Genomic DNA, 24,775 nt, shown 5'->3' with positions numbered 1-24,775 from the left:
CGCTAAATTTCGCCTTTCATCTTTTTCACCTGAATATATATAGCACACTCAACACGCTTTTTCTCCAGTTGGCACCCTATATCATAAGGTTCAAGCAGGGTCCCGTTAAAAGCATGGGCATTAGCGTGGCAGCCACCGGAACAGAAAAACTTAGCCCAGCATTCCCGGCACTTTTGCTTGTTATAAATATGGGCCTGCTGAAATTGTTTCATGATGTGCCTTCTGTCCTCAAAGATGCCGTCGAAGACAGTACCTAACCTGTATTCCCGTCTGCCGACAAATTGATGGCACGGATAAAGGTCGCCTTCAGGCGTAACAGCCAAATATTCGTGGCCGGCGCCACAGCCTGATAATCTCTTGGGCAGGCAGGGACCATGCTCTAATTCCAGGTTGAAATGGAAAAAGTTGAATTCATTCCTATTACTATAATGCTCCAGATAGCTTCTGGTCAGCTTTTCGTATTCCGCAAACAATACAGGTAGGTCTTCTTCGCGGAAAGCATAATCGTTCTCAGCCCCTGCCACAACCGGTTCAACAGACACATGTTTAAAACCCAGATCATCTACCAGGTGCAGTACATCAGCAGCAAAGTCCAAGTTAAACCTGGTAAATGTGCCCCGTACATAATAATTTTCATTATGGCGGGACTGCACCATTTCTTTTATTTTATGCGTGATGGTATGGTAGCTGCCCTTACCGGCGGGAGTCAAGCGCATGCGGTCGTTTACTTCCGGTCTGCCGTCCAGGCTTAATACCACAGCTATGTCATTATCATTCAGGTAATTGATTATTTCTGCATCCAGGCGGACGGCATTGGTTGTTAAAGTAAATTTAAATTCCTTGTCGTGTTTTGCTCCCTGTTCCCGTCCATAATGGACAATCTGCTTTACTACATCCATATTCAGCAATGGTTCGCCGCCAAAAAAGTCGATTTCACAATGCTTCCGGCGCTGGCTGCTTTGCACCAGAAAATCTATAGCCGCTTTGCCCACCTCAAAGGGCATAAGACCTTTTTCCCCACCGAAATGGCCCGTTCCGGCAAAACAATATTTACACCTGAGGTTGCAATCATGGGCAACATGTAAGCACAGGGATTTAACCACCGGGTTTTCCGGCAGACTGTATTCCCGGGGAATACTGTCCGCTGAGAACAAAAGCCCCTGCTCAATTAAATCTTCTATCTCGTTAATAACTTCCAGCAGTTCTTCATTTTTGTAATGCCGGCTCAGGTTCCTTAAAACAAGGTCCCGGACTGTCTCTCTGTCTTTTTCAGCATATTTTTCGTAATAATCCAAAACGTCCCAGGTAACGTCGTCCACAACATGGACCGCTCCGCTGTTTACATCCAAAACTATTTTTTTATCATCAAATTTAAATTTATGTATCACTTCTATCTCCCCTGATTAGCTTTTTCGCTATCCACAAAAAAAGGCCTACAAAATAAAAACCCAATCCCTCCGGGGATCAGGTTGTTTGCTTTTTTACTTTATGTACTGCTTACTTAGAGCAAACCTGATTACCTACTGTACAGGAAGTCTTGCAAGCTGACTGACAGGAAGTCTGGCACTCTCCGCAGCCGCCGGTTTTCAAGGTAACTTGTAAGCTCTTTTTGTTTACGGTTTTAATATGTTTAGCCATTAACCTATCCTCCCCGTTCATCTTTTTTATTTATGTTATTTTTCTAAATCAATTACTGATTATGCGCATAATAATGGAGCGGATGACGGGATTCGAACCCGCGACCTGCGGCTTGGGAAGCCGTTATTCTACCACTGAACTACATCCGCTCGTCTAGTCTATTATATATTATATGCAAGTTGGGCTTTTTATGCAAGTGGAGGAATTAGGATTATTGATTTGATACAAGTTTTTTAATTAGTTTGACGTCCGTTTCAAGTTGGTCTACTCTTGCAGCAATCTCATTGATTTTTACTTCCTGCTCTGTGTTATAAGCTACCTGCGCATAAATTAAATCTAAATTTCTTATAGATACCTTCAAAACCGTCATCAACTTTTTTTCCAGGTTGTCAACTCTTTTGTCGAGGCCGTCAAACCTTTTTTCCAGGCTATCAACCTTCTTATCAAGGCCGTCAACCTTCTTGTCTACGCTATCCACCCTTTTATTGAGGGATTCTCTTCCGAAACAATACTTCCTTTCATATTTTTCCCATGACTTAATTATATTCCTCGCTGTAAAAAAACGCAACGGTGTATTAATTCTTCAAAAACACATACAACAAAAAAAGCGCTGAATTTCAATTCAGCACTTTCCGTAATATTCCACTTGGTGACCCCTACGGGATTCGAACCCGTGTTACCGCCGTGAAAGGGCGGTGTCTTAGACCACTTGACCAAGGGGCCGCATAAAATGGTGAGCCATGCTGGACTCGAACCAGCGACACCCTGATTAAAAGTCAGGTGCTCTACCAACTGAGCTAATGGCTCAAAAAAGCGTCTCACAGGTTTATATATTACTATAAGATATGGTTTATGTCAACAGTTTTTATATACAAATCATCTCATTCTGTTCCATTATGGTAACTGGCGTAACAAGGTCCCTCCTGTGAGACCATACAGGGGCCTAAAGGATTAACCGGTGTACAAACAGTTCCGAAATGCGGGCACTGATGAGGCATAGCACCTTGCAAAACAGCGCCACAAAAACTGTCGTCCGGTTGGCCCCTTTTCTTTTCATTAAGCCGGAGGTTAAATTTCTTTTCAGCGTCAAATTTACTCCACCGCCTGTTCAGGACCAACCGTGACTTCGCCAACTTGGGAAAACCGCGCAAATAATCGTCCTGCACAGTAAATACCTGTTCAATTTTTTTCTGGGCTTCCAGGTTGCCCCCAGAGTTTACCACCCGTGTATATTGATTAAATACTTCCGGCTTTTCTTCATTTATCCGGATTAAAATATTTAATACAGAATGCAGAATATCTATAGGTTGAAAACCACTGATTGCAAAGGGAATTTTAAATTGTTTGTTAAGCTCTGCAAAAGGCTTGAGTCCCGTAATCATGGCCACGTGGCCTGGGGCAATAACGCCATCCACCTCGCAATTTTGCAGAACGCACTGAATTATGGGGCTCGTCATCCTGTGGGACGAAATTATTGAAAAGTTAGAAATCCCGCCAGCTTCCAGAATTGCCGCCGCTGTTGCCGGGGCCGTAGTTTCAAAACCCACGGCAAAATGAACTACCTCCCTGGAACACTCCCGCGCGATTTGTATGGCTTCGTTTATATCATAAACTATGCGGACGTCAGCTCCCGCGGCCCTGATTTCTTCGAGGGAACCGAGGCCGGTTGGCACCCTCATCATGTCACCGTGAACAGTTAAAATAATATTATCTGATTTTGCCAGTTTTATGCCCATCTCTATTTCTTCATTGGGAACAACACATACGGGACACCCCGGTCCCGATACCAGCTCAATATTTTCCGGCAGCAGTTGCCGTAGCCCATATCTGATTACAGTACTCTCATGGGAACCGCAAAAGTTCATCAGCCTCACATGACGATGGTGCATTTTTGTGTTTTCCCGTTTAATAGCGTCTAGGATTTGCCCGGCCAAAGCATCTGTGGCAACCAAATCATGATAATAATTATTTGTATCCTTAATAATTTCAGACACAAAGCCCGCGTGAACTACGACAGAATCTCCCAATTTAACTCGCGGAACCAGTGAAATCGAAACTTCCCTGAGCACTCCTCTGAAACTGCAAACTGCCCTTTTCCCCCGGATCTCTACAACTTTTCCCACAGTTGCAACACACATAATTACACCTTCTTCCTGGCTGAAATGATGTGAAACCGGTATCTATAAGTGAACAGGTTTGTTAAGCAAATTCACTAACCTGTCTTTTATGGCCCTGATTTCCTGTACAACCTGCCCACCCAGGTCGTAGGGAGCTATCCCCTGCATATCTGCTTTAATTATCTGCTCATTTAATGAAACCTTGCCTAATATGGGAAGTCCCGGCAGGCTGTCCTTAATAAAGTGCATATCACTTTCACTGCGTACTTTACTGCCGACTACATAAAGATTTTTAACCCCCAAATCTTTTGCCAGGGCGCAAATTTGCCTGGCGGTCTGGATGCTCCGTTGTCCGGGTTCTACCACCACAATCATGGCATCAACAGCATCGGCAGTGCCACGGCCTAAATGTTCAATACCTGCTTCCATATCCATAATTACTACTTCGTCTTTTTGAACAAGAAGGTGGTGCATCAAGCGCTTAATAAGGGTATGTTCCGGGCATACGCAGCCACTGCCCCCCTGATCTACGGTGCCCATCACCAACAGTTTGACCCCTTTATAGTTGATACAGTATTTTTCAGGCAAATCATCTACCTTGGGGTTTAAAATAAAAAATGTGCCATATCCACCACTGGCCCCTGTACGTTCTTCGGCCAGCTTTTTCATTTTGGAAAAAGGGATAACAGACCGGTATTGTTCTTCCGGTATCCCAATAGCAGAAGCCAGGTTAGCGTCAGGATCACAATCAATAGCCAGTACCCGGTATCCATCGGCAGCAAAAATCCTGGCCAGAGTGCCGGAAACCGTTGTTTTCCCAACTCCACCCTTACCTGTAACTGCAATTTTCATAATTTCAGCTCCTTTTGGGGTTTGCATTGAGAGATTAGGGCTGAAACCAGCCCTAATCTCTTTTTAAGATATATTTTCAAACATAATCAAAGATTATATCCCCAAAGCCTTGCGCCTTTCCCGAATTACTTCGTAAAGCTTGCCTGCTGCCCGGAGAGGGTCAGTCTCGACTATAAAGTAGCCACCTACCAGGTCTTTCAACTTATCAGTTAACACCTCAGTCACCAAAGAAGACCCGGTAACCTGAGGTATTATCCCCAGATGAGTCGGTATACCCAAAGTCACCGCCCAGGTACCTATAGCAACGGCCTTTTCGGACATAGCCTCCGGTGCGGACGCCACCACAGGTAGCTTGTCTAAATCGACTCCTAACTTATTGGCCAGAGCTGTAGCTACGGTAACAGCCCTGGTATTATCAACACATGAGCCCATATGCAGAACCAATGGCAGGGGGCCATTTAACCCGGCGGCCTCCCCGACAGCGGTAAGGACCGCCTTAAGGGAATCCCCGGCGTAAGCCTCAGTGGCTTCCTGAGTCATGAGCCCAAGTTTTGCAAAGGCGCCGGCTCCACACCCGGTAGCTAACAATAACACGTTATGCCTGGCCAGTTCTCTGGCAATAGTAACAAAGTTATGATCCTGGGCAACTCTGGTGGTGCTGCAGCCGGCAAATAATGCCACCCCTTGAATATTGCCGTTGACAATATTATCTAACAAAGGTTTTAACGGGTCTTCCTTATTTAGCTTGCTCAATGCAGCAAAAACTGCCTCAGCGCTGAAACCTACAATTGCTGTTTCTTTGTACTGGGGAATATTAATTTTATTTTTATCTCTTCTTTTATAAGCCTCTATAGCCAGTTCAACAACCCGCCGGGCATCTTCCAGCGCAGTTTTTTCTGTAAACTCCACATGAACTGCCCCCGGTATCTTATTGGTGGCCATAGTAGTTATCAACTGGGTATGGTAGCACTCCTGCAAAACGCCTAATGACGGCATGATACACTGAACGTCAACAACCATGGCATCTACTGCCCCGGTGAGGACAGCCATTTCCTGGGAAAGGTAATTTGTGGCCAGCGGGATGCCGCGCCTGGCCATTACCTCGTTGCCCGTACAACAGACGCCGACAATGTTAATCCCTTCCTTTGCGCCGGCCTGCCTTGCCTCTTCATCCATTGACCCGGCCACATCACAAATAATTTCGCTCAATAACGGGTTATGCCCATGCACGGCAATGTTCACCGCATCTTCTTTCAGAACACCGAGATTAGCCGTGGTTATGACCGGTTCAGGAGTACCGAAAATAACGTCAGATAATTCGGTAGACAAATACATTCCGGTATAGTCGGCCAGCGCCCCTTTCAAACCGCCAAGCAACAGGTTAACCGGATCAGCATCACATCCTACGTGAGTGCGATTCATAATGCCTGCTACAACAGCATCAATATTATGCGGCATGACGCCAAGGGCAGTCAGTTTTTCAGCACGCTCAGCGGTCATGGTTTGCCTGGCCCAACTGCAAGGAATACTGGAATTCTGCCGGGAAAAATCCTCCAGCGTAGCCAGGGCTACCTCTTTGGCCACCTGCCTGACATTTTTGCCTTCAGTGGACAGGCCCAGCCTGGCGGCGACGCTCATTAATTTTTTTTCATCTTTTATGCAGTACGCCGGGGCATGGCCCTCAGCTACTTCTAACAAAGTAAGAGCAATATGCCGTCCATGGTCGGAATGAGCGGCCGCTCCTGCCGCGATGCCCCTGATCAGATTTCTCGCCACAATGGTGTGAGCATCTGCCCCGCAAATGCCGCGCTGAGACCCGTTACCAAAGGGGTCAATACGGCACGGCCCTTTCCAACAGATACGGCAGCAAATTCCCAGCTCACCAAATCCGCACTGTGGCTGCATGCTTTTGAACCTGTCCCAAACCGTGTCCAATCCTGCCTCCTTGACTTTCGGCAGCAGCTCTTCAATTGCCTGGTCAACAAATTTATAATCCTTATTCACGCTTCTCCCCCCAATTTTATGCCCGCTTCTGCTTAGCTACTGAATGAGCCTTGGCCAATTCTTTGGCCCTGGCTTCAAGAATCTTTGTCCGGTAACCCTCAGGATCAACCAGCATTACAGCCTGCGTGGGACAGGCTTCCACACAGGCGCAGGTTAGTTGGCCATCTTTCCGGACGCTGCTGAAGCATAGGTCACATTTTAAGGCCTTGCCCCTTTTAGTCTTCCGGTTTGGTTCAGCATTAGGAACCGGAGTCACAACAATGGCTCCAAAAGGGCAAACCATAGAGCACACTTTGCAACCAACACAGTTTTGTTCGTTGATTTTGACTAATCCATCCTCCTGCCTGATAGCTCCCGTTGGACAGGCCTGGGCGCATGGCGCGTCTTCACACTGCCGGCACTGAATCGGCATAAACATGTCGCCTGCCTTGACCACTGAGTTGCGCGGCTGTAACTGCCGTTTTCCCGCTACAGCCGTTTGCAGGTCACAACCCGCGTGAGCCAGCGCACAGGCCAGTCCACAATTTTTGCAGCCCAGGCATTTCTGCGGGTCTGCATAAATAAACGAGTTCTCCTTAATTTTGGCCACTGGGATTCACCTCCTCTTCAAACTTTTCTGCTTCAATGCTTTCAATGTACAGTTCCCTGCCTGAAATAACCTGTACATTTATGCCCCCGCAGCGGGAACAGCGAAAACTATAATTGAGCACAGGAAACTCCTCCTTGCACTCCTGACACCTTGCCTTGAGCGGAACCCGCTCGATGACCAGGTCTGCTCCCTGGACCGCGGTATTTTCAGCATAAACTTCGAAACAGGCTATCAAAGTGGTATTCTCTATGGCAGTCATTTCCCCAACCCTGAGTTTTACTTTCAATACTTTTTTTATCCGGTGCTCCTTTATTTGGGCATTGAGCACATTGAAAATACTCTCTACTATTGCCGCCTCATGCATGGGCATCCCTTCCTCCCGTATAGTGAAAACCTTCGGAGCTAATGCATTAAGGTTGGCTATCTCTCGGTGCAGGAAATACAAGGGTCAATGCTGCCGATAATAACCGGAACATCGGCCAGTTTGTTCCCTGGAATCATGATTTTCAAAGCTTCCCAGTTCATATAAGTTGGTACGCGCCATTTGATGCGTTCAGGCAGATCACTGTTGGCCGTACGCACATAATACAGCAGTTCCCCCCGCGGCGCCTCCGACTTGGCAACTGCCTCCCCAGCGGGAATATCAGGCAAATAATCCAGGCAGGTTGGTCCCTCGGGCATATCACGGACACACTGTTCAATGATGCTTATTGACTCCGCAATTTCTCTTAACCTTACAATAGCCCTTGCCCTGACATCCCCGGCGGTTTCCACAGGAACAGTAAACTTCAACCGGTTATATGCTGCGTAAGGGTTTTTCACCCGTACATCATAATTGATTCCGGAACCCCTGGCGACAGGCCCGACTACTCCATACTCGACGGCTTTTTCTTTGGGTAATATGCCTACCCCTTCTGTTCTGAGTCTGACCAGGGGATTGGTACTGTAAATTTTGCAAATCTCCTGCAGCGGTTTTTTGAGCTGCTCTAAATTTTTCAGGAGGTATTTCCCTTTTTCTTCAGTAAGGTTGTACCTTACCCCGCCAATACTGTTGGCCGCCAGGTCCATCCGATTTCCATAAATTGTTTCTTTTGTATCCTGGACTATTTCTCTTAACTCCATTACGTGCATGAACAATGAATCGAAACCGATAATATGGGCTAACATTCCTGTATTAAACAAATGTGAGGCGATGCGTTTGATCTCATCAGCGATCACCCGGAGATATTCGGCCCGTTCCGGAACCTCAATGCCCGCCAGTCTTTCTAAAGCCATGCAGTAGGTGAAGGGGTGATTGTTGGAACAGAGTGAACATACCCGTTCTGTGAGGGTGATGTTCTGATAAATATTGCGTTTCAGAGCCAGATACTCCATTCCCCTGTGCACATGACCGGCAGTTATATCGATATCCGTTACTGTTTCTCCTTCGGCATGTATTTTGAAATACATTGGTTCCTCTAAGGCAACATGGAGGGGACCCACAGGGATTGTATAGGTGCTCAATTTTTATCCCTCCTTTCTGCATTAGCCAGGTTGACCTTTTCCCATAATGTCCTGGTTGTGGCTCCCTGCATAGCCTCAGACAAAGGAACCATCCCTGTTTCTCCAATATCGGTTCCCTCGGCCAGGAACAGGGGTTGGGGGTTGGGGTGTCCCAACACTTTTACAGGGTATAACTCCTGCATTTCTCTTTCATGCCAGTCGGCGCTCTTCAAAATGGGCGTAATCGATTTAATACTCCGGTCATCAGCAGGCAGTGATACTGTTACAGTGCAAGTACAGCCATCAAGATCGAAATGGTAAGCAATTTCCAGCACGTCAGTTGCAGTGTCTTTTTTTGTCCAGTAGGCCGTAATAGTAATTACCCGTCCCCTTAGACCGGCAACAATCAACGCTACCTGGTCTATTTTGTGGTGGTCAGCCAGCCTGCACCACCCCCAAACAGCGCCCTTATTATCTGTGTTCCATTGCAAACTTATCGCATCGCCAAAAAATGAGCGGAGTTTTTCTGAAAAAATTTCTTGTACTGATGCCACTTTATTTCACCTCTGAACGGTTACTACTTACCGGATCACAAATCTGCCGGCGGCACTCGGAACACAAATGAGTCAGCCTGGCTATATCGCCGTTGACCTGCCCGTAAGCCAGAGAAAGAAGGCGGGGACTTACGGGGACCATGGGTGTCCCGCAGTTTGCACACGGTTGATATTTTACTAATCCGGTTTCCACGTAACCGTATTTGTCTTTCTGTAAATGTGCAGTATGATAATCCCCGGTCAGGTGAATAGCCTTGGTCGGACAGTAATATTCACAAAGCCCGCAAAAGGCACAGGTATTATGCCATAAAGTGAATTTAAGCCCTCTTTTATCAGGAACTTCACTGAACTGAATTGCTCCTCCGGCGCAAACATGTTCGCACATTCTGCAGGCAACACAATTGTGGGCGTCAAATTTCACTTTACCCCGCAGTCCTTTGGGAGCAGAAGCCTTGCCAAAGGGATATGGTTCTGTACTCGGTCCCCGGATCAAATTCCGGAGCACAATTTTTATAAATGAAAACATGTTTATCCACCCCTACATCCTGGATTTCCATATTTTGATGGCCTCTACTATGCCGTCTATGATAGCCTGCGGCCGCGGTGGACATCCTGGAACATTAACATCAACAGGTATATAGGAATCAACAGGGCCGTGAACTGCATAACTGTCTCTGAACACTCCTCCCGAGACCGGGCAAATACCGACAGCCACAACTACTTTGGGATCAGGTATCTCATCATAAACCCGCAGCACCTTGTCTTTCACCTTGGCGGTCAAAGGCCCCGTAACCAAAACAATATCTGCATGCTTTGGACTGCCACAATATTTACATCCCAGCCGTTCCACGTCATATCTGGGAATCAGGGCCGTAGTAGCCAGCTCCACATCACATCCGTTGCAGGAACCGGCATTAATACGGTATAACCAGGGAGACCTGGTGGATATTTGGGGCAACAGGCTTTTCATTCTTCAGCACCTCCCCTTACCATTTAAAAAGTATCAAAATCAGACTTACCAAAGCCAAAGCGGCCGGCACAGTCAGGTAGAATTTAAAGGCCTGGTCAATCCTCAGCCTGGCGGTAGTGGTCCTTACCAATGTGATTGAGCATATCACCAGCACGACGCACTTGGCCATAAACCACAACAAATTTAATAAGGGACTAACCCCCAAAACAGTAGGGTAAAAGAGCAAAACAGCCAGGGTCAAAACTACGACTAATTTCAGGGAGTAAGCAATTTTATACAGGGCAAGACCCGGACCTGAGTACTCCAGAAGCGGACCTTCCAATATTTCTGTTTCGGCTTCCGGTATATCAAAGGGGACAACACCAACAGTGCCCGGGATAAAGGCCAGAAAGGCCAGGGCAGCCGGTAACATTCTGTAATCAAATAGTAGCGGACCATGATTAAGCTGATATTCCGCTATTTTACTTAATGAAAAGGTGGCTGTTTCGCCGGTAGCCAGGCCAACTTTTAAGGCAACTGTAACTAAAACGATTAACAAAGGAATTTCATAAGCCATCATCATCAACATTTCCCTGGAAAACCCTCGAGCGCCAAAAGGAGAACCGGATGAGGATCCTCCGATCATTAATGCCACCGCAGGTAGGGTAAGCAGGTATAAAATAATCAGTAAGTCTCCGGGTTGCCGCAGCCCTGCGTATACGCCGGGGAGAGGCATTAACGGAATGGCTGCCGCTAACCCGGCAACACCTAACAAAGGGGCGTATTGAAAGGCTGTCGGGTGCGCAGCCCGGGGTATAACCGTTTCCTTGCGCATTAACTTCACCAGGTCTATAAAAGGCTGGTAAAGGGGAGGTCCCACACGTCGCTGGATCCGGGCCGCCAACTTGCGGTCAACTCCGGCCAGAAACAGGCCAAAACTCAGGGCAAACAGGAAGCCGGGAAATATGAGCAGATTAAGCGCAGTCATGATAATTTTCATTACGATTCACCCCCCTGAGAATGACCGGCCACTTGACTATTGCTCTCATTAACCAATTAGTTAACTGCTTAGGGGCAGCATACAGGTTATGGGAATTTACGTGCATCTCCTCACCCCGTATATCGGCAACACCGCAGGTATGAATTTCGGTAACCCTCACTTTGCTGTTCCCCAATAAATAAACGGCCAGTCCTACAGTCAGCGATGTTACTATCAGAACAGTTAAAATCCCCATATTACCCAAACCCGATTCAATTCCAAAGAGACCGGCAGGAATAGAAGGCAGACCTAACCATGTTATTATTGATGTAATTACATTTAAAGCGAGTCCTGGTACTATCCCAAGGACAAGGCACAATATGGCCAGAATCACCATTGGAACCAGCATAGTCCAGGGCGCTTCCTTTACAGATTCCAAATGCTCAGGTAATTGCCCGAAAAATGCCGAGTGTAAAAACTTCATAAAGTAGGCCAGGGTCAGTACACTGCCTAACATAGAAAGCAAGGTCAGCGCCGCGTATCCTTTCTCTATGGCAGCCAGATAAATAACCAGTTTGGAAACGAAACCGTTAAAGGGAGGAATTCCGGCCACGGAAAATGCCCCTATGGCGAAGGCCGTTAAAGTAACCGGCATTTTTTTACCGATTCCACCCAATTTATCAAGATTGTCTATACCTGTTCTGAACATTATGGCGCCTGCCGCCAGAAACAGCAGATTTTTGAACAGCATGTGGTTGAGCAGGTGCAGTAGTCCCCCTGCCATTCCTAACGATGACCCCAGACTTATCCCGAGAACAATATAGCCGATCTGGCTCACGGTAGAATAGATGAGTATACGCTTCAGTCCACTTTGCAGTAAAGCCAGGAAAGCAGCCATCACAAGAGTGATACCTCCCACCCAGGCCATACCATACATTATTACCGGCTGACCGCCAATCAGGCCAAATTTACTCAGAAGGGTAACCCCGCCAAAAACATAGAACAGCTTTACCATGCCAAAAGGAGCACTTTTCAGAAGCACAGAAGAAATATAACCGCTGACAGGTGTAGGCGCCGCCGGGGGATGCATCTGGTAATCTATCCTGAAGGGTAACATGGCTGCTTTCATGGCGAAACCGGCTAACACCAAAATTATGCCGGCGGCTACCTGTCCGGAGCTTAAGCTATTCAAACGGACAGCCAGTTCACTCATCTGAAAAGTTCCGGCATTCACCGTAAGGAGCAGCAGCCCCAGTAATACCAGGGTTGCGCCGGTATAATTGAAAAAGAAGTACTTAAAACCTTCGCGCAAGGCATCCTGAGTTTCCTCATGAATGATGACAAGATACAGGGACCAACTGCTCATGATTTCCCAAAATACAAAGAAACTAAACAAATCTTTGCTCAGGGCCACCCCAAGCAGACCGCCTATCATCAGTAAAAACATCAGGTAATACCTGGTTTGGGCATGGCTGTGATCCATATACCCTACAGAATAGACCAGATTTAAGATGCCCATGAAGGCGATCAATAAAGCGAAAGATGTTGAAAGAATGTCATAATGGGAGTTCAGGTAAATGACAGCAACAAATGCCCCCAACATCGCAGTTGCCGCCCCCCAGCCGCCTAATTTGATTGAAACTTTCCCCAGGGCAAAGGCCATAAACGCTCCCATTATGCTGATTATCACAGGCCATGTCCAGACCGGGTTAATTTGGGGAATAATTTGCAGAGGCATACCGCCCCGCAATGCAATCAAATCAGCGGCCTTTTTAACAAGGGCCAGTCCGCCTTGCGGATAGAGGCCGTTAACTAAAGCCAGCAATGCGAGAACAGTCACAGGTACCGACATGGTCCAGGGCGCTTCGGAAATCTTGGGGCCCACATATTTTTCATAAAACATAATTCTTATCAATTTCAGGTAATAAAAACTCCCTATTACGCCCCCCGCCAGCAGCACCACGGCAAAAGGTATCCGGCCGGCTTCCACCAGAGCGTAAACCATTAAAAATTTGCTGATAAATCCGTTAAAGGGAGGTAAGCCCATAATAGACAGGATACCCACGGCAAAGCACAAGGAAGTCCAGGGCATCACCCTGCCAATGCCTCTCAGTTTATCCACATCCTGGCTTTTCAGCCGGAAGATTAAAGCGCCTGCTGCAAGAAACAGCAAAGTCTTCATGATTGCATGGTTCAGAACGTGATACAACCCACCGACCATCCCCAGGTAAGTGCCCGTTCCCAGGGTAAGCACTATTTCGCCAACCTGGGCCAACGTCGAAAACGCCAATAATTTTTTCAGGTCTGACTGCCGTAAAGCCATGATATCCCCATACAAAACTGTGATGGCGCCCATGACGGAAATGGCGTAACCTGTCATCGGTACCTTCCCGGTTGTACCCAGTTGGGCCAGCAACCCTGCGCCAAAAACAACAAATAATATTTTGATCAGTCCGTAAACTCCCGCCTTTGTCAAAATTCCGGACATCGGGGCGGATATGGATGATGGAGCCACCGGGTGAGCATCAGGCAGCCAGCTATGAAACGGAAACAGACCTGCTTTTACCCCAAACCCGGTAATAAACAGGATTAATATAGTTACTAAGAGAGCAGGGGATAACAAATGCAGGTTTGCGGAAATTGCAGACATATCAAAGGTACCAAGCTTAACATGAAGCGTTAATATGCCAAAATGCATAATATATGCCCCGGCTGTACACATCATGAAATACTTGAAACCGGCTTTTAGGGCCTTATCTGTTTGCTCGTGAACCACCAGGAAGTACGAAGACCAAGTCATCAGCTCCCAGAAGGTATAGAAGTTTCCCAGTTCCTTGCTTGTCGAAAGCCCTAAGAGGCTGCCCAACATCATGAGCAGGAAAAAGAAGTAGCGGTTGGAATGCTCTTTGCCTTTTAAATAATCCACCGAATACAGGGTTACCAGAAAAATTACTGCCGCCATAATAAAAGCAAAGAGTCTTGATAAACTGTCCAAACCGGTATCATTCCACACAAAATATACCGTTAAAGCCGTTATGAAAATAGCCGAGAGATTCCTCAGCCTGTGTGAAATCAAACCAATCAGATAAACAGCAAAACCGCCTGCATAGGGTAATAAAACTAAAACCGGCCAAGGTGTCTCAAAAGCAGGCATTGGCTGGCCCCCGTTGTTGGCCGTTATCAGACTGGCTGTATTTTGGGCAAAATGGATGAAAGGTTCCGGAAAAAGGCTCATAACAACGGTCATTCCGGCTAAAATAAGCATTAACAGGTTGGCAAAGGGAGAAACTTTAGTATTTTGCTCTTCAACAACTGCCAAACTATCTTGCTGTTCAAAACACAGCTTTTGGACCACCACCAGGCAATACCAAGCTTCAATAATGCTGCCCAAGGTTGCAAGAGCAGCAAGCAGCAGGTGCCCGCTTTGAATTGCCGAATAAATTATTAAAAATTTGCTTATGGAGCCTTTAAAAGGAGACAATCCGATAACTGAAAACAACCCAAAACTGAAAAGTACAGTGCAAAGAGGATAGCTTTTGATAATTCCTCTTAGATGATCAAGGCTGCCGGAACGCCTTTTCATTATTAATACTGCTGCGGCTGCAAAAACCAACCCACGCATTACAGCCTGGTATTCCAGGTGAAGGATTGACCCTGTAATACCAGTGTAAGTACCTGTTCCAAATCCCAATAACACATACCCTGTTTCCGCAACCGTGGATAAGATAAGCATAGCTGACAGGTTTTTAATGTACTTGAGTGTCAACATTTCGCCTGTCAACAAAATAAGTACACCCAACGCGGCAATCCATGGGTGAAAACCACTCAACAGATCAACGCCCACATTCTTTCCTCCTTTGTGAATTAAAGTACATCCTTCTCTGATTTAAAAACTATCACTTTTAATAACTAAATTCTGTCGGGCATTTGACAAAACCATAAAAAAAGAGCGACACGTTATGTCGCTCGAATCAAGATTGAGCTGCGTTATGCCGCTCGATTAAGATTTAGTTGAGAGTTCTTTTAAAAAACTGATGTCCTTTATTAAAATAGTCTTTCTATCCAGTTTTTTAATTATTCCGGACTTTATCAGATCATTAAAAAGGGTCGAAACTGTTTGCCGGGTAATGCCCAAAACCATGGCAATTTCCTCAGTAGTCAAACCAAGCTTGACCTCAATGCCCTCCGGACCGTGTTCTCCCTTATCCTGTGCTGCGTGTACCAGGAATTCCGCCAACCTGACATGGCTGTCCTTAAAAACCAGTCCATTTATTATCGTAATGGCGTTTTTCAGCAAGTCTCCCAACACTTTAACCATCGATAGAGCCAAAGCCGGAAATTTAGCAACGATTTCTCCAAACTCTCTGGTATCTACGAAGAATAAAGTAGTATCTTCCATAGCCTGGGTAAAGGCCCTCGTGTGTGTACTGTAAATGTCACCGGATTCCAAAATAGACAAGGTAAATTCTTTATCCTCATAAGCCAGGTAAACCCTGACTCTCCCGGACTTGATAAAGTACACTTTGTCTGGTTCTTCTTTGGGAAAAGAAATAATTTCTTTCCTGGAAAATTGTTTCGTCAAAAACGCTTTTCTCAATTCCTCATATTCCGGTGAATTAAGAGATTCCAAAAGATTAACATTTGTCAGTTTCATTCTTGTCGGCATATTATCCCCTCAAAATTGGTTGGGCTTTTTAACTAAAGTATAACCAGCTTTACATGAAATCAGCAAGTGCAAATTTAAAAGTTAATCTAATCAAAAATACCAAACAGCAGCTCCGATAATTTTGCGGTTACTTTTCCGGGCACGCAGCATAAGACCCGGTCGTTCACTTTCCGCACAGGCATAATCAACGAAAGGGAATTGGTCAGGAAAACTTCGTCAGCTTCATGCAGGTCCTCAGGCTTAAATTTGCCCTCGTTAATTTCCATTCCTTCCTGCCGGGCCAGTTTGATAACATGTGCGCGGGTGATTCCGGCCAAAAGCCCGCACGCCAATTCAGGCGTATTTAAAGTGCCCCTGCGGACAAAAAAGAGATTATTTACTGTCCCCTCAGTCAGGTAGCCTGCATAGTTCAGCATCAATCCTTCATATGCTCCTGTACCCTTTAATTCCTGTTTCGCGAAAATGTTGTTTAAAAAATTGCAGGATTTAATTGATACAGGAAATGCCTGGTCATAATTTCTTCTCGTCTTCAGGACAACAACGTCAACGCCTTTTTCATAGGTTTCCCCTCCCGGTTTGGCGGCAGGCCGGCAGGTAATGACCAGGGTAGGTTGTTGGCATACGGCCGGGTCGGGAACCGGCGGCCCTTCGCCGCGGGATACTGTCAACCTTACGGCTGCATGTTCCAGATTATTTGCCGCTACAGTGGCCAATACAGCTTTTTTTAGCTCCTCTTTGGTCCATGGAAGCTTTATTCTCATCATCCCGCAAGATGCAAGCAGTCTATCCACATGGTCATCCAGCCAAAAAACCGTATCCTTATAGGCCCGCATGGTTTCAAACAAACCGTCGCCATATAAAAAACCATGATCAAATACCGATATCTTTGCTTCTTCCGCCGGCACAATCCTATCGTTTAAATAAACAAAATCAGGCACTGGCTTCGGCCTCCCCTGCCGGTCGACTTTCGCCCAAAGCTTCCGCAATTTCCAGCGTCTTCAATAACGCCTCCGCCTTTTTACAGGACTCGAAATACTCCCGCTCAGGCACGGAATCATCCACTATACCTGCCCCCGCCTGTACATATGCCATACCCTCTTTGACAACCAGGGTGCGGATTACTATGTTCATTTCCATTTCACCGGCATAGCCGAAATAACCTATGGAACCGGTATACGGCCCCCGGCGGGTGGGTTCAAGTTCTTCAATTATTTCCATCGACCGTATTTTAGGCGCGCCGGTGATAGTCCCGCCCGGAAACACGGCTTTGAATAAATCGAACCGGTCTTTGCCGGGAGCAAGGTGACCCCGGACATTAGATACAATGTGCATAACATGTGAATATTCTTCGATAACCATCAGCTCATTCACTTCTACAGTCCCGTAAGAACAGACCCGGCCCAGGTCGTTTCTTTCCAGGTCTACCAGCATAATATGTTCGGCCCGCTCCTTTTCATTGTTAACAAGTTCCCTGGCCAGAGCCAGGTCTTCCTCCCTGTTCACTCCACGGCGGCGGGTACCGGCAATGGGCCTGGTCTCAGCCCAACCATCGCGGATTCTGATTAGCAGCTCCGGCGACGAGCTGACTATATGCATATCTCCAAAGTCCAGAAAGCTCATATATGGAGACGGGTTGACTTCCCTCAGTACCTTGTACAGAGTAAATGGCTCAACTTTGGAAGCATGTCCCAGCCGCAAAGAAAGATTCACCTGGAAAATATCGCCCGCTCTTATATATTCCTTCGCTTTCCTGACCATTTCTTCAAAATGTTCCTGAGTTACATTGCAGACGGGCTCAATTTTTCCACGGCAATTTAAATCCTCGGCAGTAATCCGGCGCCCGGACTTATTTTTGCGGATAGCTTCGGCTAACAAATGCAGTTGATCCAGCACCCGGCCATAAAGGTCAAACAGGTAATTCTCTTCTGATTTTTCTATGTAAGCACAAATAAAGATCTTGACCTTGCTTTCCTTATGATCAAGGCAAATGACCTTATCTGTAAAGAGAAAATAACTTTCCGGCAGCGCAAGGTCATCTTTCGCAAGTACCGGCATTTTTTCAAAATAGCGTCCCATATCATAGCTAAAATAACCCATGGCTCCGCCAACAAAGGGCGGCAGTCCTTCATATCGGACCATGGAAAGGTTATTCATTTCCGTCCGAAATTGTTCATATGGATCTGCTGTCACTTCTGTTGTTTTTCCTGCCAGGTAATTTTTTATTTCCACTGTCCGACCGAAAGAACGGTACACCTGCCAGGGTTCAAAACCAATAAAAGAATACCGGGCCGAACTTTCTGTTCCTTTACCGCTCTCCAGTAAAACCAGGGGTTTGCCCAAAAGCCCCAGTTTTTCAACAATTGTCACCACATTATCCTGTGGTTCCAGACTTGTCTCCAGGCCCAGGGGAATCCTTTTCCCTTTTTCAGCCAACCGTGCAAAGGTTGCAAAGTCCAAAGTATACATTAGGCTATACCTCCCTAGCGTCTTAATTTTTCCGGGCAAAAAGAAAACCGAATAGGATATCCTATTCGGTGGGATGTCCGCTTATGGGACTCAGAACATACCGAATTTAGAAAATATTTTCCCTGATTATCGTCTGGCTTCTCCTGGTTCCCACACCAATAATTGATACAGGCACTTCAACCAACTGGCGGATCCGCTCCAGGTAAGCCTTAGCTGCATCGGGCAAATCTTCATATCTGTTTACCTGCGAAATATCCTCCTGCCATCCTTTCATTTCTTCGTAAATAGGTTCACACTCAGAAAGGACCTTTAAGCTGGCCGGGAACTCGGTAATTATTTCGTTCCTATACCTATAACCGGTACAAATTTTCAAAACCGGCAGTCCCGTAAGCACATCCAGTTTTGTAATTGCTATACTTGTTAAACCGCTGATTCTCGCTGCATACCTGACGATTACGGCATCAAACCAGCCGCAGCGCCGCGGTCTGCCGGTAGTAGTGCCAAATTCATTCCCATTTGTTTGAATGAGCTTGCCTGTTTCGTCAAAGAGCTCCGTTGGAAAAGGCCCTTCACCAACCCTGGTGGTGTACGCCTTAACAATGCCCAAGACTTTGCTTATTTTTGTCGGACCGATACCCGCTCCTATACAAGCCGCTCCGGCAATGGGGTGGGAAGATGTTACAAAGGGATATGTTCCGTGATCGAGGTCCAGCAAAGTTCCCTGGGCGCCTTCAAACAGCACCTTTTTGCCTGCTTTTAAAGCATTGTTAATCAGCACCGATGTATCGGCAACATATTTGCGCAGCGCCTCAGCATAGCTCAGGTATTCATCAAGAATAGCCTTTTTATCAAATCCTTCGGTTTCATATACCTTGGTCAGTAAATGGTTCTTCTCCTCCAGGTTAATTTCCAGCAATTCTTCAAACTCTTCCCTGTCTAATAGGTCAACCACACGGATGCCAACCCTGGCGGCTTTGTCCATATACGCCGGTCCAATGCCCCGTTTAGTGGTGCCAATTTTTTTAGTCCCTTTACTTTCCTCTATTACTTCGTCCAGTTTCTTGTGATAAGGCATAATTATATGAGCCCGTGGGCTGATCCGTAAATTATCAGTCTTTATTCCTCGCCCAGCCAGGTATTCCAGTTCTTTTAACAAAACCAAGGGGTCAATAACAACGCCGTTGCCGATAAGGCACATTTTTTCCGGGTACAGGATACCGGATGGAATCAAGTGTAATTTGAATTCCTGATCCCCTACCACTACGGTATGGCCGGCATTGTTCCCTCCCTGATAGCGCACCACCAGGTCTGCCTGTTCGGCCAGAAAATCGGTAACTTTCCCCTTTCCTTCATCTCCCCACTGGGCTCCTATAAGCACAACAGCAGACATTTAAAAAATCACTCCTCCAAATTATCCTTTCCCTTCCCGTTGTAATCCGGTTTATTGGCCATTTCCCCAGCGTAATCCTTTTTCAATTGCCGTGAACAGTTAATTTTACTTTGCGCAACTTATTGAAAAATTAAGCAAATAAAATAACCCAAATAGAAAACTGAAAAGTTATCTATTTGAGCCATAAAACCAAATTACTACCTCCATTTACCTACATATAAAAGCACAGAATGACCAACATTAATATTTTACCAAACCCCTCTGTTGTTGTCAATGAACCTATCATTAATCAGCACGATGCCGTTCCAGGTTAACAAACTTTGTAAATTCCTTGAGAAAGCCAAGTTCAACGGTTCCCACAGGCCCGTTCCGCTGCTTGGCAATAATTAATTCGGAAATACCTCTTTTTTCAGATTCCGGGTTGTAATAATCATCTCTGTAAATAAACATGACCAGATCCGCATCCTGTTCAAGGGAACCACTTTCCCTCAAGTCCGACATCATGGGCCGTTTATCCTGCCTTTGCTCCACGGCCCGGCTGAGCTGGGAAAGAGCAATTACGGGCGCCTGCAGTTCCCTGGCCAGCAATTTAAGGGAACGGGAAATCTCGGAAATTTCCTGCTGTCTATTTTCACTTCTTCTTGAGCTTGCGGACATTAACTGCAGATAATCTATGACTATTAACCCCAACCCTTTTTCCGCTTTCAACCGGCGGGCCTTGGCGCGCATCTCGCTTACAGATAAACCGGGCGTATCATCAATATATATAGGCGCTTGCGACAATGGCCCCGCTGCTTTGGTAAGTTTTTTCCAGTCCTCTTCTTCCAGGTTGCCTGTTCTTATTTTCTGCTGGTCCACCATAGCCTGGCTGCAGAGAATTCTCTGTACCAACTGCTCTTTGGACATTTCCAGGCTGAAAATTGCCACCGGTACCTGGCCGCGTACAGCGGCATGTTGGGCAATGTTCAGGCAAAATGCTGTCTTTCCCATAGAAGGTCTGGCCGCCACAATAATCAGATCCGACGGCTGAAATCCCGAGGTCAGCCTGTCCAAATCCACAAAACCACTGGGCACACCGGTTATTTGGCCCTTGTTATTGTACAGGTCTTCAATCCGGTCAAAAGTCTGCATGAGAATATTTTTTAATGGTGAAAAACCCTCCCGCGCTTTCCGCTGCGACAGTTCAAAAATCATTTTCTCCGCGGTATCTATAAGTTCCGTGGGTTCCTCATCACTTTCGTAACCAAGAGCCACTATTCTTGTAGCAACATTAATCAGGTTCCTAAGCAGGGCCTTTTCCTCAACTATGCGGGCATAATACTCCACATTGGCGGCCGTGGGCACCATGGTGGCCAAGCCGGCCACGTATGCCGCCCCCCCCACCTGGTCCAAAAACCCCCTCTGCCGCAACTCCTCAGTAAGGGTAATCAGGTCAACTGCCTCATTACGTTCACTGAGGTCCAGCATGGCTTCATAAATGTGTTTGTGGGCATCCCGGTAAAAATCTTCGGGGCGCAAAATTTCGCTTACCTTGATTATGGATTCCTTATCGATGAGCATAGCTCCGAGAACGGATTGCTCAGCGTCCAGGTTTTGTGGAGGTATTTTTTCCAGTGGTAAACTCAAGGCCTATCCCCCCAAACCAGCAGGTTAACCAACAAGGGATTTTTCTTCGGCGGGGAACATGAACTCGATAACATCTTCCACTCTGCCGGCCAAAATAACCTCTATACCTTTTAAATCATAAGGCACATCTTTTTCATTCTCTTTTGGGACAATCACATACTTCATACCAGCCTGTTTGGCCCCGTAAATTTTTTCAAACACCCCGCCAACAGCCTTCACTTTGCCCTGGATGGAGATTTCCCCTGTCAGGGCCACGTCCTGGCGAATAGGTTTGTTTTGAATAGCGCTGATAATCGCGATCAGGATAGCAATACCGGCCGACGGCCCGTCTATTTTGCCGCCACCCACCACGTTGACATGAATATCATAATTGGATATATCTTCACCGGTAATCTTCCTGATTACTGAAGCAGCATTAAAAACCGAGTCTTTGGCCATACTTCCCGCCGTTTCGTTGAACCGGATTTTGCCGGCCCCATCCTTGTTAACCGGGAAGGCTACTGCTTCAATTTCCAGGACAGACCCGACAAATCCAATAACCCCAAGGCCGAAGACCCGGCCCACTTCATAGGTATTTGATGCCTTAGTTATCACATAAGGTGACAGGCGGCTGACTTGCAGCACTTCCAACACATCATCAGCAGAAATAAAGATTTCTTTCCCCTCATCCCCCGCATTCTGCCTCTTATAAAGGGCGAGGCCATAGGCATCAGCCAGGATATTTATGGCCTTACGCCCTTCAATGGTATATTCGCTGATTATTTCGGGAACCCGGTCATCCAGTTGAACTTTTAATTTTACCGCCGCTTTTCTAATAATCTCTTCAATATCGGACGGAGTCAGCGGTTCAAAAAATACTTCTGCGCACCTGGACCGAATAGCCGGCGGAATATCTTCCTGGCCCCTGGTGGTGGCGCCAATCAATACAAAATCCGCCGGCGCACCTTCTTCAAATATCTTTTTAATGTACTGCGGAATATTGGGATCAGTAGGGTCATAATAAGCTGAATCGAAGGTAACTCTTTTATCTTCCAAAACTTTTAGGAGCTTGTTCTGTAACATCGGGTCCATTTCACCGATTTCATCAATAAAAAGCACCCCTCCATGGGCTTCCGTCACTAAACCCAGTTTGGGCTCAGGAATCCCTGTATCGGCTAAATCCCTGCGGGCGCCCTGGTAAATTGGGTCATGTACCGAGCCCAACAACGGATTTGTTACATCCCGGGGATCCCAGCGTAGAGTTGTTCCGTCCACCTCTACAAAGGGCGCATCTTCATCAAAAGGCGAACCGGGAATTTCTTTGGCTTTTTTCAGTGCCAGCCTTGCTGCCGTCGTTTTACCAACCCCCGGCGGACCATAAAGGATGATGTGCTGCGGAAAGGGAGAAACTATCTTGGACAGCAGGGAACGTATGGCCCTCTCCTGTCCCACTATCTCTTCAAAGGACGTCGGCCGGAGCGCTTCCATCGCTGATTTAGCCAGCTTTTTATGCTCCATCTTCTCCAAAATGGCCAGTTTTTTCAGTGTTTGGGCATTTTCCGGCCCGGCAGATTCTTTTAATATCTGCATTTTTATCTCTTTTACATATTCTTCATGCCGCTGCTGCATGCGGTCGGCAATCTTCTTTTCCAGTTTGTCTTCCACCGACCGCCGGGCTATCACATCAGCAATTTCATCCTGTATTTCATCAAGAATTTTGGGTATCTGGTCAAGGGAAGGCGGAATATCCAGGGTAGGGTCTTCGAAAACTATGCGCTGCAAACCAAGTACTTTTTCTTGCAACACTTCAGAACGTATGAGATTTAAGGCTTCTAATTTACTGGCCTTGAGTACGATTTTGTCCGACCCGTAAATATTGGTTAACAGGCTAAAAATTGCTGCTACCTGCCTGTTTAAATGGTCCTCTTCAGTAAATTTCGCAGACAAGTCCGGCTTTTCGGTCCGGGTAATAAATTTATCCAAAAAGCTTTTCATCAACTTACTCCTTTCTTATTCCCCAACTACCTTTCTTATCCCTCAACTACCTTGACAGTAAACCGGGCTTGTACTTCCGGATGAATTTTAACGGAAGCCTGGTAAGTTCCCAGGGTTTTAATAGTATCAATTTCTATTTTCTTTTTGTCAACCTGAATCTTGTGTTGCTCATAGAGTTTTTCTGCAACATCCTTACTGGTAACAGAGCCAAACAGTTTGCCCCCATCGCCAACCTTAGTAGCCACTTTTATTTCCAGCCCTTCAATTTTTTCAGCCAAGTTTTTGGCTTCTTGTAACAGTTGGGCTTTTTTGGCCATTTCCGCCTGCTTTTTCTGTTCTAGATTTTTCAGATTGCCTTGTGTAGCTTCGACGGCTAAATTGCGCGGAAACAGAAAATTGCGGGCATAACCCTCAGCCACATTGACTATATCGCCTTTTTTGCCCAATTTTTTCACATCTTCCATCAAAATAACCTTCATAAAGTTGATACCCCCTCGAAAATACAAACCTAAATCTCACGGCCAAGCCGGCGGAAATTAACAAAAGAATCAAATACCCCCAACAAAGCAAATAGCACAAGGGTTCCTGATAAATTCAATATGGCTATAATAACCATAAAAACTTTAAACCATGCCGGCAGTTTCCAGTTTTTCATCAGATGTATAGTAATTGCCAATCCTATAACAGTGTAAACAAAGGATATTACAAATACCATATTTTTGCCCATGATAGCCAACTTCTCAATATGGAAATGGTCACCTGCCAGGGTCAAGACAAGTCCTATAATTAAAAACCAAATAACATACCAGGGTAACTGCCATTCGACAAACCTGGGAAGTCGGCTCATCTCAAATCCAAGCCTTCTCATTACCCTTTGCGAAATAACCCAGGTCAGGAAGGCCCGCATCACGGCAGACAATATCAGCGCTGCCGGAATCAGCAGTGTTATTAGCTCAACCGATTGATAAAGCGCATCTTTGAGCATAGATTCACTGATCCCTTTTTGTGCATATATATCCAGTAGTCCAAACTGCTTATACAATGCCAGCGCTTCGTCAACTTGTCGAATGAGCTCATTCTTCGCAGGAATAATATGGATTTTTGCCAAATATAAAAAGCCCAGGATAGTGACGATTTCTGCCGCCACAGCCACCACAGTACCCACTATCAGGCTCTTCCCGGCAGCGTATTTCTTTTTTATTAACCACCCGTAGCAAAAAGCCAAGGGGGAGAGTTCTATAGCAAAAAGAAACACCGTCAAAGGGTCAAACATAAAAAGCAATAAAATTAGCGAAACCGCCAACACCATAAATCCGGATCTTAAGTCTCTTTTTGTGATTATTACTATAATGGGTATTCCCCATAAAAAATCAGTAATAAAACGCACCGGGGGTACGCCTAAAGATAAAATTCCCAAAAAAGTTGCCAAAGCAGCAAGTAATGCTCCTTCTGCCAAGGGCTGGACTGCCCGTTGTTGGTTCAAATGATT

The 24,775-nt window shown here is 46.2% G+C and carries 22 protein-coding genes and 3 tRNA genes; all 25 read right to left on the bottom strand.

The features are described 5' to 3' along the window. Positions 1–2: 2 nt before the first annotated feature. Positions 3–1,388 carry a thioether cross-link-forming SCIFF peptide maturase gene (scfB, locus tag Tfer_RS07560; RefSeq protein WP_052217754.1) on the bottom strand — a complete coding sequence of 462 codons (1,386 nt, stop codon included), beginning with the start codon at positions 1,386–1,388 and terminating at the stop codon, positions 3–5. A 109-nt stretch (positions 1,389–1,497) separates the two neighbouring features. After that, positions 1,498–1,638, bottom strand: a complete 141-nt coding sequence (gene scfA / locus Tfer_RS15990; protein ID WP_013121773.1) for a six-cysteine ranthipeptide SCIFF — start codon at positions 1,636–1,638, stop codon at positions 1,498–1,500. A 74-nt stretch (positions 1,639–1,712) separates the two neighbouring features. Then, a tRNA-Gly gene (locus Tfer_RS07555) sits at positions 1,713–1,787 on the bottom strand. A gap of 62 nt (positions 1,788–1,849) precedes the next feature. Then, entirely contained in the window at positions 1,850–2,116 is a 267-nt protein-coding gene (locus Tfer_RS07550) for a hypothetical protein (protein WP_152909002.1), read from the bottom strand. Between the two features lie 169 nt (positions 2,117–2,285). After that, positions 2,286–2,361 (bottom strand) — tRNA-Glu (locus Tfer_RS07545). Between the two features lie 8 nt (positions 2,362–2,369). Continuing rightward, positions 2,370–2,445 (bottom strand) — tRNA-Lys (locus Tfer_RS07540). 74 nt (positions 2,446–2,519) lie between these two features. Next, positions 2,520–3,776 carry a hydrogenase formation protein HypD gene (gene hypD, locus Tfer_RS07535; protein ID WP_052217750.1) on the bottom strand — a complete coding sequence of 419 codons (1,257 nt, stop codon included), beginning with the start codon at positions 3,774–3,776 and terminating at the stop codon, positions 2,520–2,522. A gap of 42 nt (positions 3,777–3,818) precedes the next feature. Further along, positions 3,819–4,607, bottom strand: coding sequence for an ATP-binding protein (locus Tfer_RS07530; RefSeq protein ID WP_052217748.1), 789 nt, complete (start codon positions 4,605–4,607; stop codon positions 3,819–3,821). Between the two features lie 93 nt (positions 4,608–4,700). Continuing rightward, on the bottom strand, positions 4,701–6,611 hold the full coding sequence (cooS, locus tag Tfer_RS07525; RefSeq protein WP_052217746.1) for an anaerobic carbon-monoxide dehydrogenase catalytic subunit: 1,911 nt from the start codon (positions 6,609–6,611) through the stop codon (positions 4,701–4,703). A 16-nt stretch (positions 6,612–6,627) separates the two neighbouring features. Continuing rightward, positions 6,628–7,200: a 4Fe-4S dicluster domain-containing protein gene (locus Tfer_RS07520; protein ID WP_052217744.1), complete on the bottom strand. Its 573-nt coding sequence runs from the start codon at positions 7,198–7,200 to the stop codon at positions 6,628–6,630. After that, entirely contained in the window at positions 7,187–7,570 is a 384-nt protein-coding gene (gene hypA / locus Tfer_RS07515; protein ID WP_083436844.1) for a hydrogenase maturation nickel metallochaperone HypA, read from the bottom strand. The genes Tfer_RS07520 and hypA overlap by 14 nt, the downstream gene beginning before the upstream one ends. Before the next feature lie 50 nt (positions 7,571–7,620). Further along, positions 7,621–8,703: a hydrogenase large subunit gene (locus Tfer_RS07510; protein ID WP_052217742.1), complete on the bottom strand. Its 1,083-nt coding sequence runs from the start codon at positions 8,701–8,703 to the stop codon at positions 7,621–7,623. Next, positions 8,700–9,236: an NADH-quinone oxidoreductase subunit C gene (locus Tfer_RS07505; protein WP_013121780.1), complete on the bottom strand. Its 537-nt coding sequence runs from the start codon at positions 9,234–9,236 to the stop codon at positions 8,700–8,702. Before Tfer_RS07505 ends, Tfer_RS07510 begins: the two co-directional genes overlap by 4 nt. A 1-nt stretch (position 9,237) precedes the next feature. Further along, a complete protein-coding gene (locus Tfer_RS07500; RefSeq protein ID WP_052217740.1) occupies positions 9,238–9,762 on the bottom strand; it encodes a 4Fe-4S dicluster domain-containing protein in 525 nt (174 codons plus the stop codon). 12 nt (positions 9,763–9,774) lie between these two features. Beyond that, complete coding sequence (locus tag Tfer_RS07495) at positions 9,775–10,206, bottom strand: NADH-quinone oxidoreductase subunit B family protein (protein ID WP_013121782.1); 432 nt, start codon at positions 10,204–10,206, stop codon at positions 9,775–9,777. 16 nt (positions 10,207–10,222) lie between these two features. Continuing rightward, positions 10,223–11,185, bottom strand: coding sequence for a respiratory chain complex I subunit 1 family protein (locus Tfer_RS07490; protein WP_052217738.1), 963 nt, complete (start codon positions 11,183–11,185; stop codon positions 10,223–10,225). Continuing rightward, positions 11,160–15,008 (bottom strand): proton-conducting transporter transmembrane domain-containing protein, encoded by a 3,849-nt coding sequence (locus tag Tfer_RS07485; RefSeq protein ID WP_052217736.1) that lies wholly within the window; start codon positions 15,006–15,008, stop codon positions 11,160–11,162. The genes Tfer_RS07490 and Tfer_RS07485 overlap by 26 nt, the downstream gene beginning before the upstream one ends. 156 nt (positions 15,009–15,164) lie before the next feature. Further along, positions 15,165–15,830 carry a Crp/Fnr family transcriptional regulator gene (locus tag Tfer_RS07480; protein ID WP_052217734.1) on the bottom strand — a complete coding sequence of 222 codons (666 nt, stop codon included), beginning with the start codon at positions 15,828–15,830 and terminating at the stop codon, positions 15,165–15,167. 86 nt (positions 15,831–15,916) lie between these two features. Further along, the gene (locus Tfer_RS07475) at positions 15,917–16,768 is read right to left on the bottom strand and encodes an aminotransferase class IV (RefSeq protein WP_052217733.1); all 852 of its coding nucleotides are present in this window, start codon (positions 16,766–16,768) and stop codon (positions 15,917–15,919) included. Next, entirely contained in the window at positions 16,761–18,296 is a 1,536-nt protein-coding gene (locus Tfer_RS07470; RefSeq protein ID WP_052217730.1) for an anthranilate synthase component I family protein, read from the bottom strand. Before Tfer_RS07470 ends, Tfer_RS07475 begins: the two co-directional genes overlap by 8 nt. Before the next feature lie 106 nt (positions 18,297–18,402). Further along, entirely contained in the window at positions 18,403–19,686 is a 1,284-nt protein-coding gene (locus Tfer_RS07465; RefSeq protein ID WP_052217729.1) for an adenylosuccinate synthase, read from the bottom strand. A gap of 285 nt (positions 19,687–19,971) precedes the next feature. Further along, a complete protein-coding gene (gene dnaB / locus Tfer_RS07460) occupies positions 19,972–21,312 on the bottom strand; it encodes a replicative DNA helicase (RefSeq protein ID WP_052217728.1) in 1,341 nt (446 codons plus the stop codon). 24 nt (positions 21,313–21,336) lie between these two features. Then, positions 21,337–23,286, bottom strand: a complete 1,950-nt coding sequence (gene lonC / locus Tfer_RS07455; RefSeq protein ID WP_052217726.1) for a Lon family ATP-dependent protease — start codon at positions 23,284–23,286, stop codon at positions 21,337–21,339. A gap of 35 nt (positions 23,287–23,321) precedes the next feature. Then, complete coding sequence (gene rplI / locus Tfer_RS07450) at positions 23,322–23,765, bottom strand: 50S ribosomal protein L9 (RefSeq protein ID WP_013121791.1); 444 nt, start codon at positions 23,763–23,765, stop codon at positions 23,322–23,324. A 29-nt stretch (positions 23,766–23,794) separates the two neighbouring features. Continuing rightward, the gene (locus Tfer_RS07445) at positions 23,795–24,769 is read right to left on the bottom strand and encodes a YybS family protein (RefSeq protein WP_052217724.1); all 975 of its coding nucleotides are present in this window, start codon (positions 24,767–24,769) and stop codon (positions 23,795–23,797) included. Positions 24,770–24,775 lie beyond the last annotated feature (6 nt).

Source organism: Thermincola ferriacetica (assembly GCF_001263415.1).
GTDB classification, from domain to species: domain Bacteria; phylum Bacillota; class Thermincolia; order Thermincolales; family Thermincolaceae; genus Thermincola; species Thermincola ferriacetica.
Note: the sequence above shows the minus strand (reverse complement) of the source record. Positions and strands in the feature narration are given on the sequence as shown.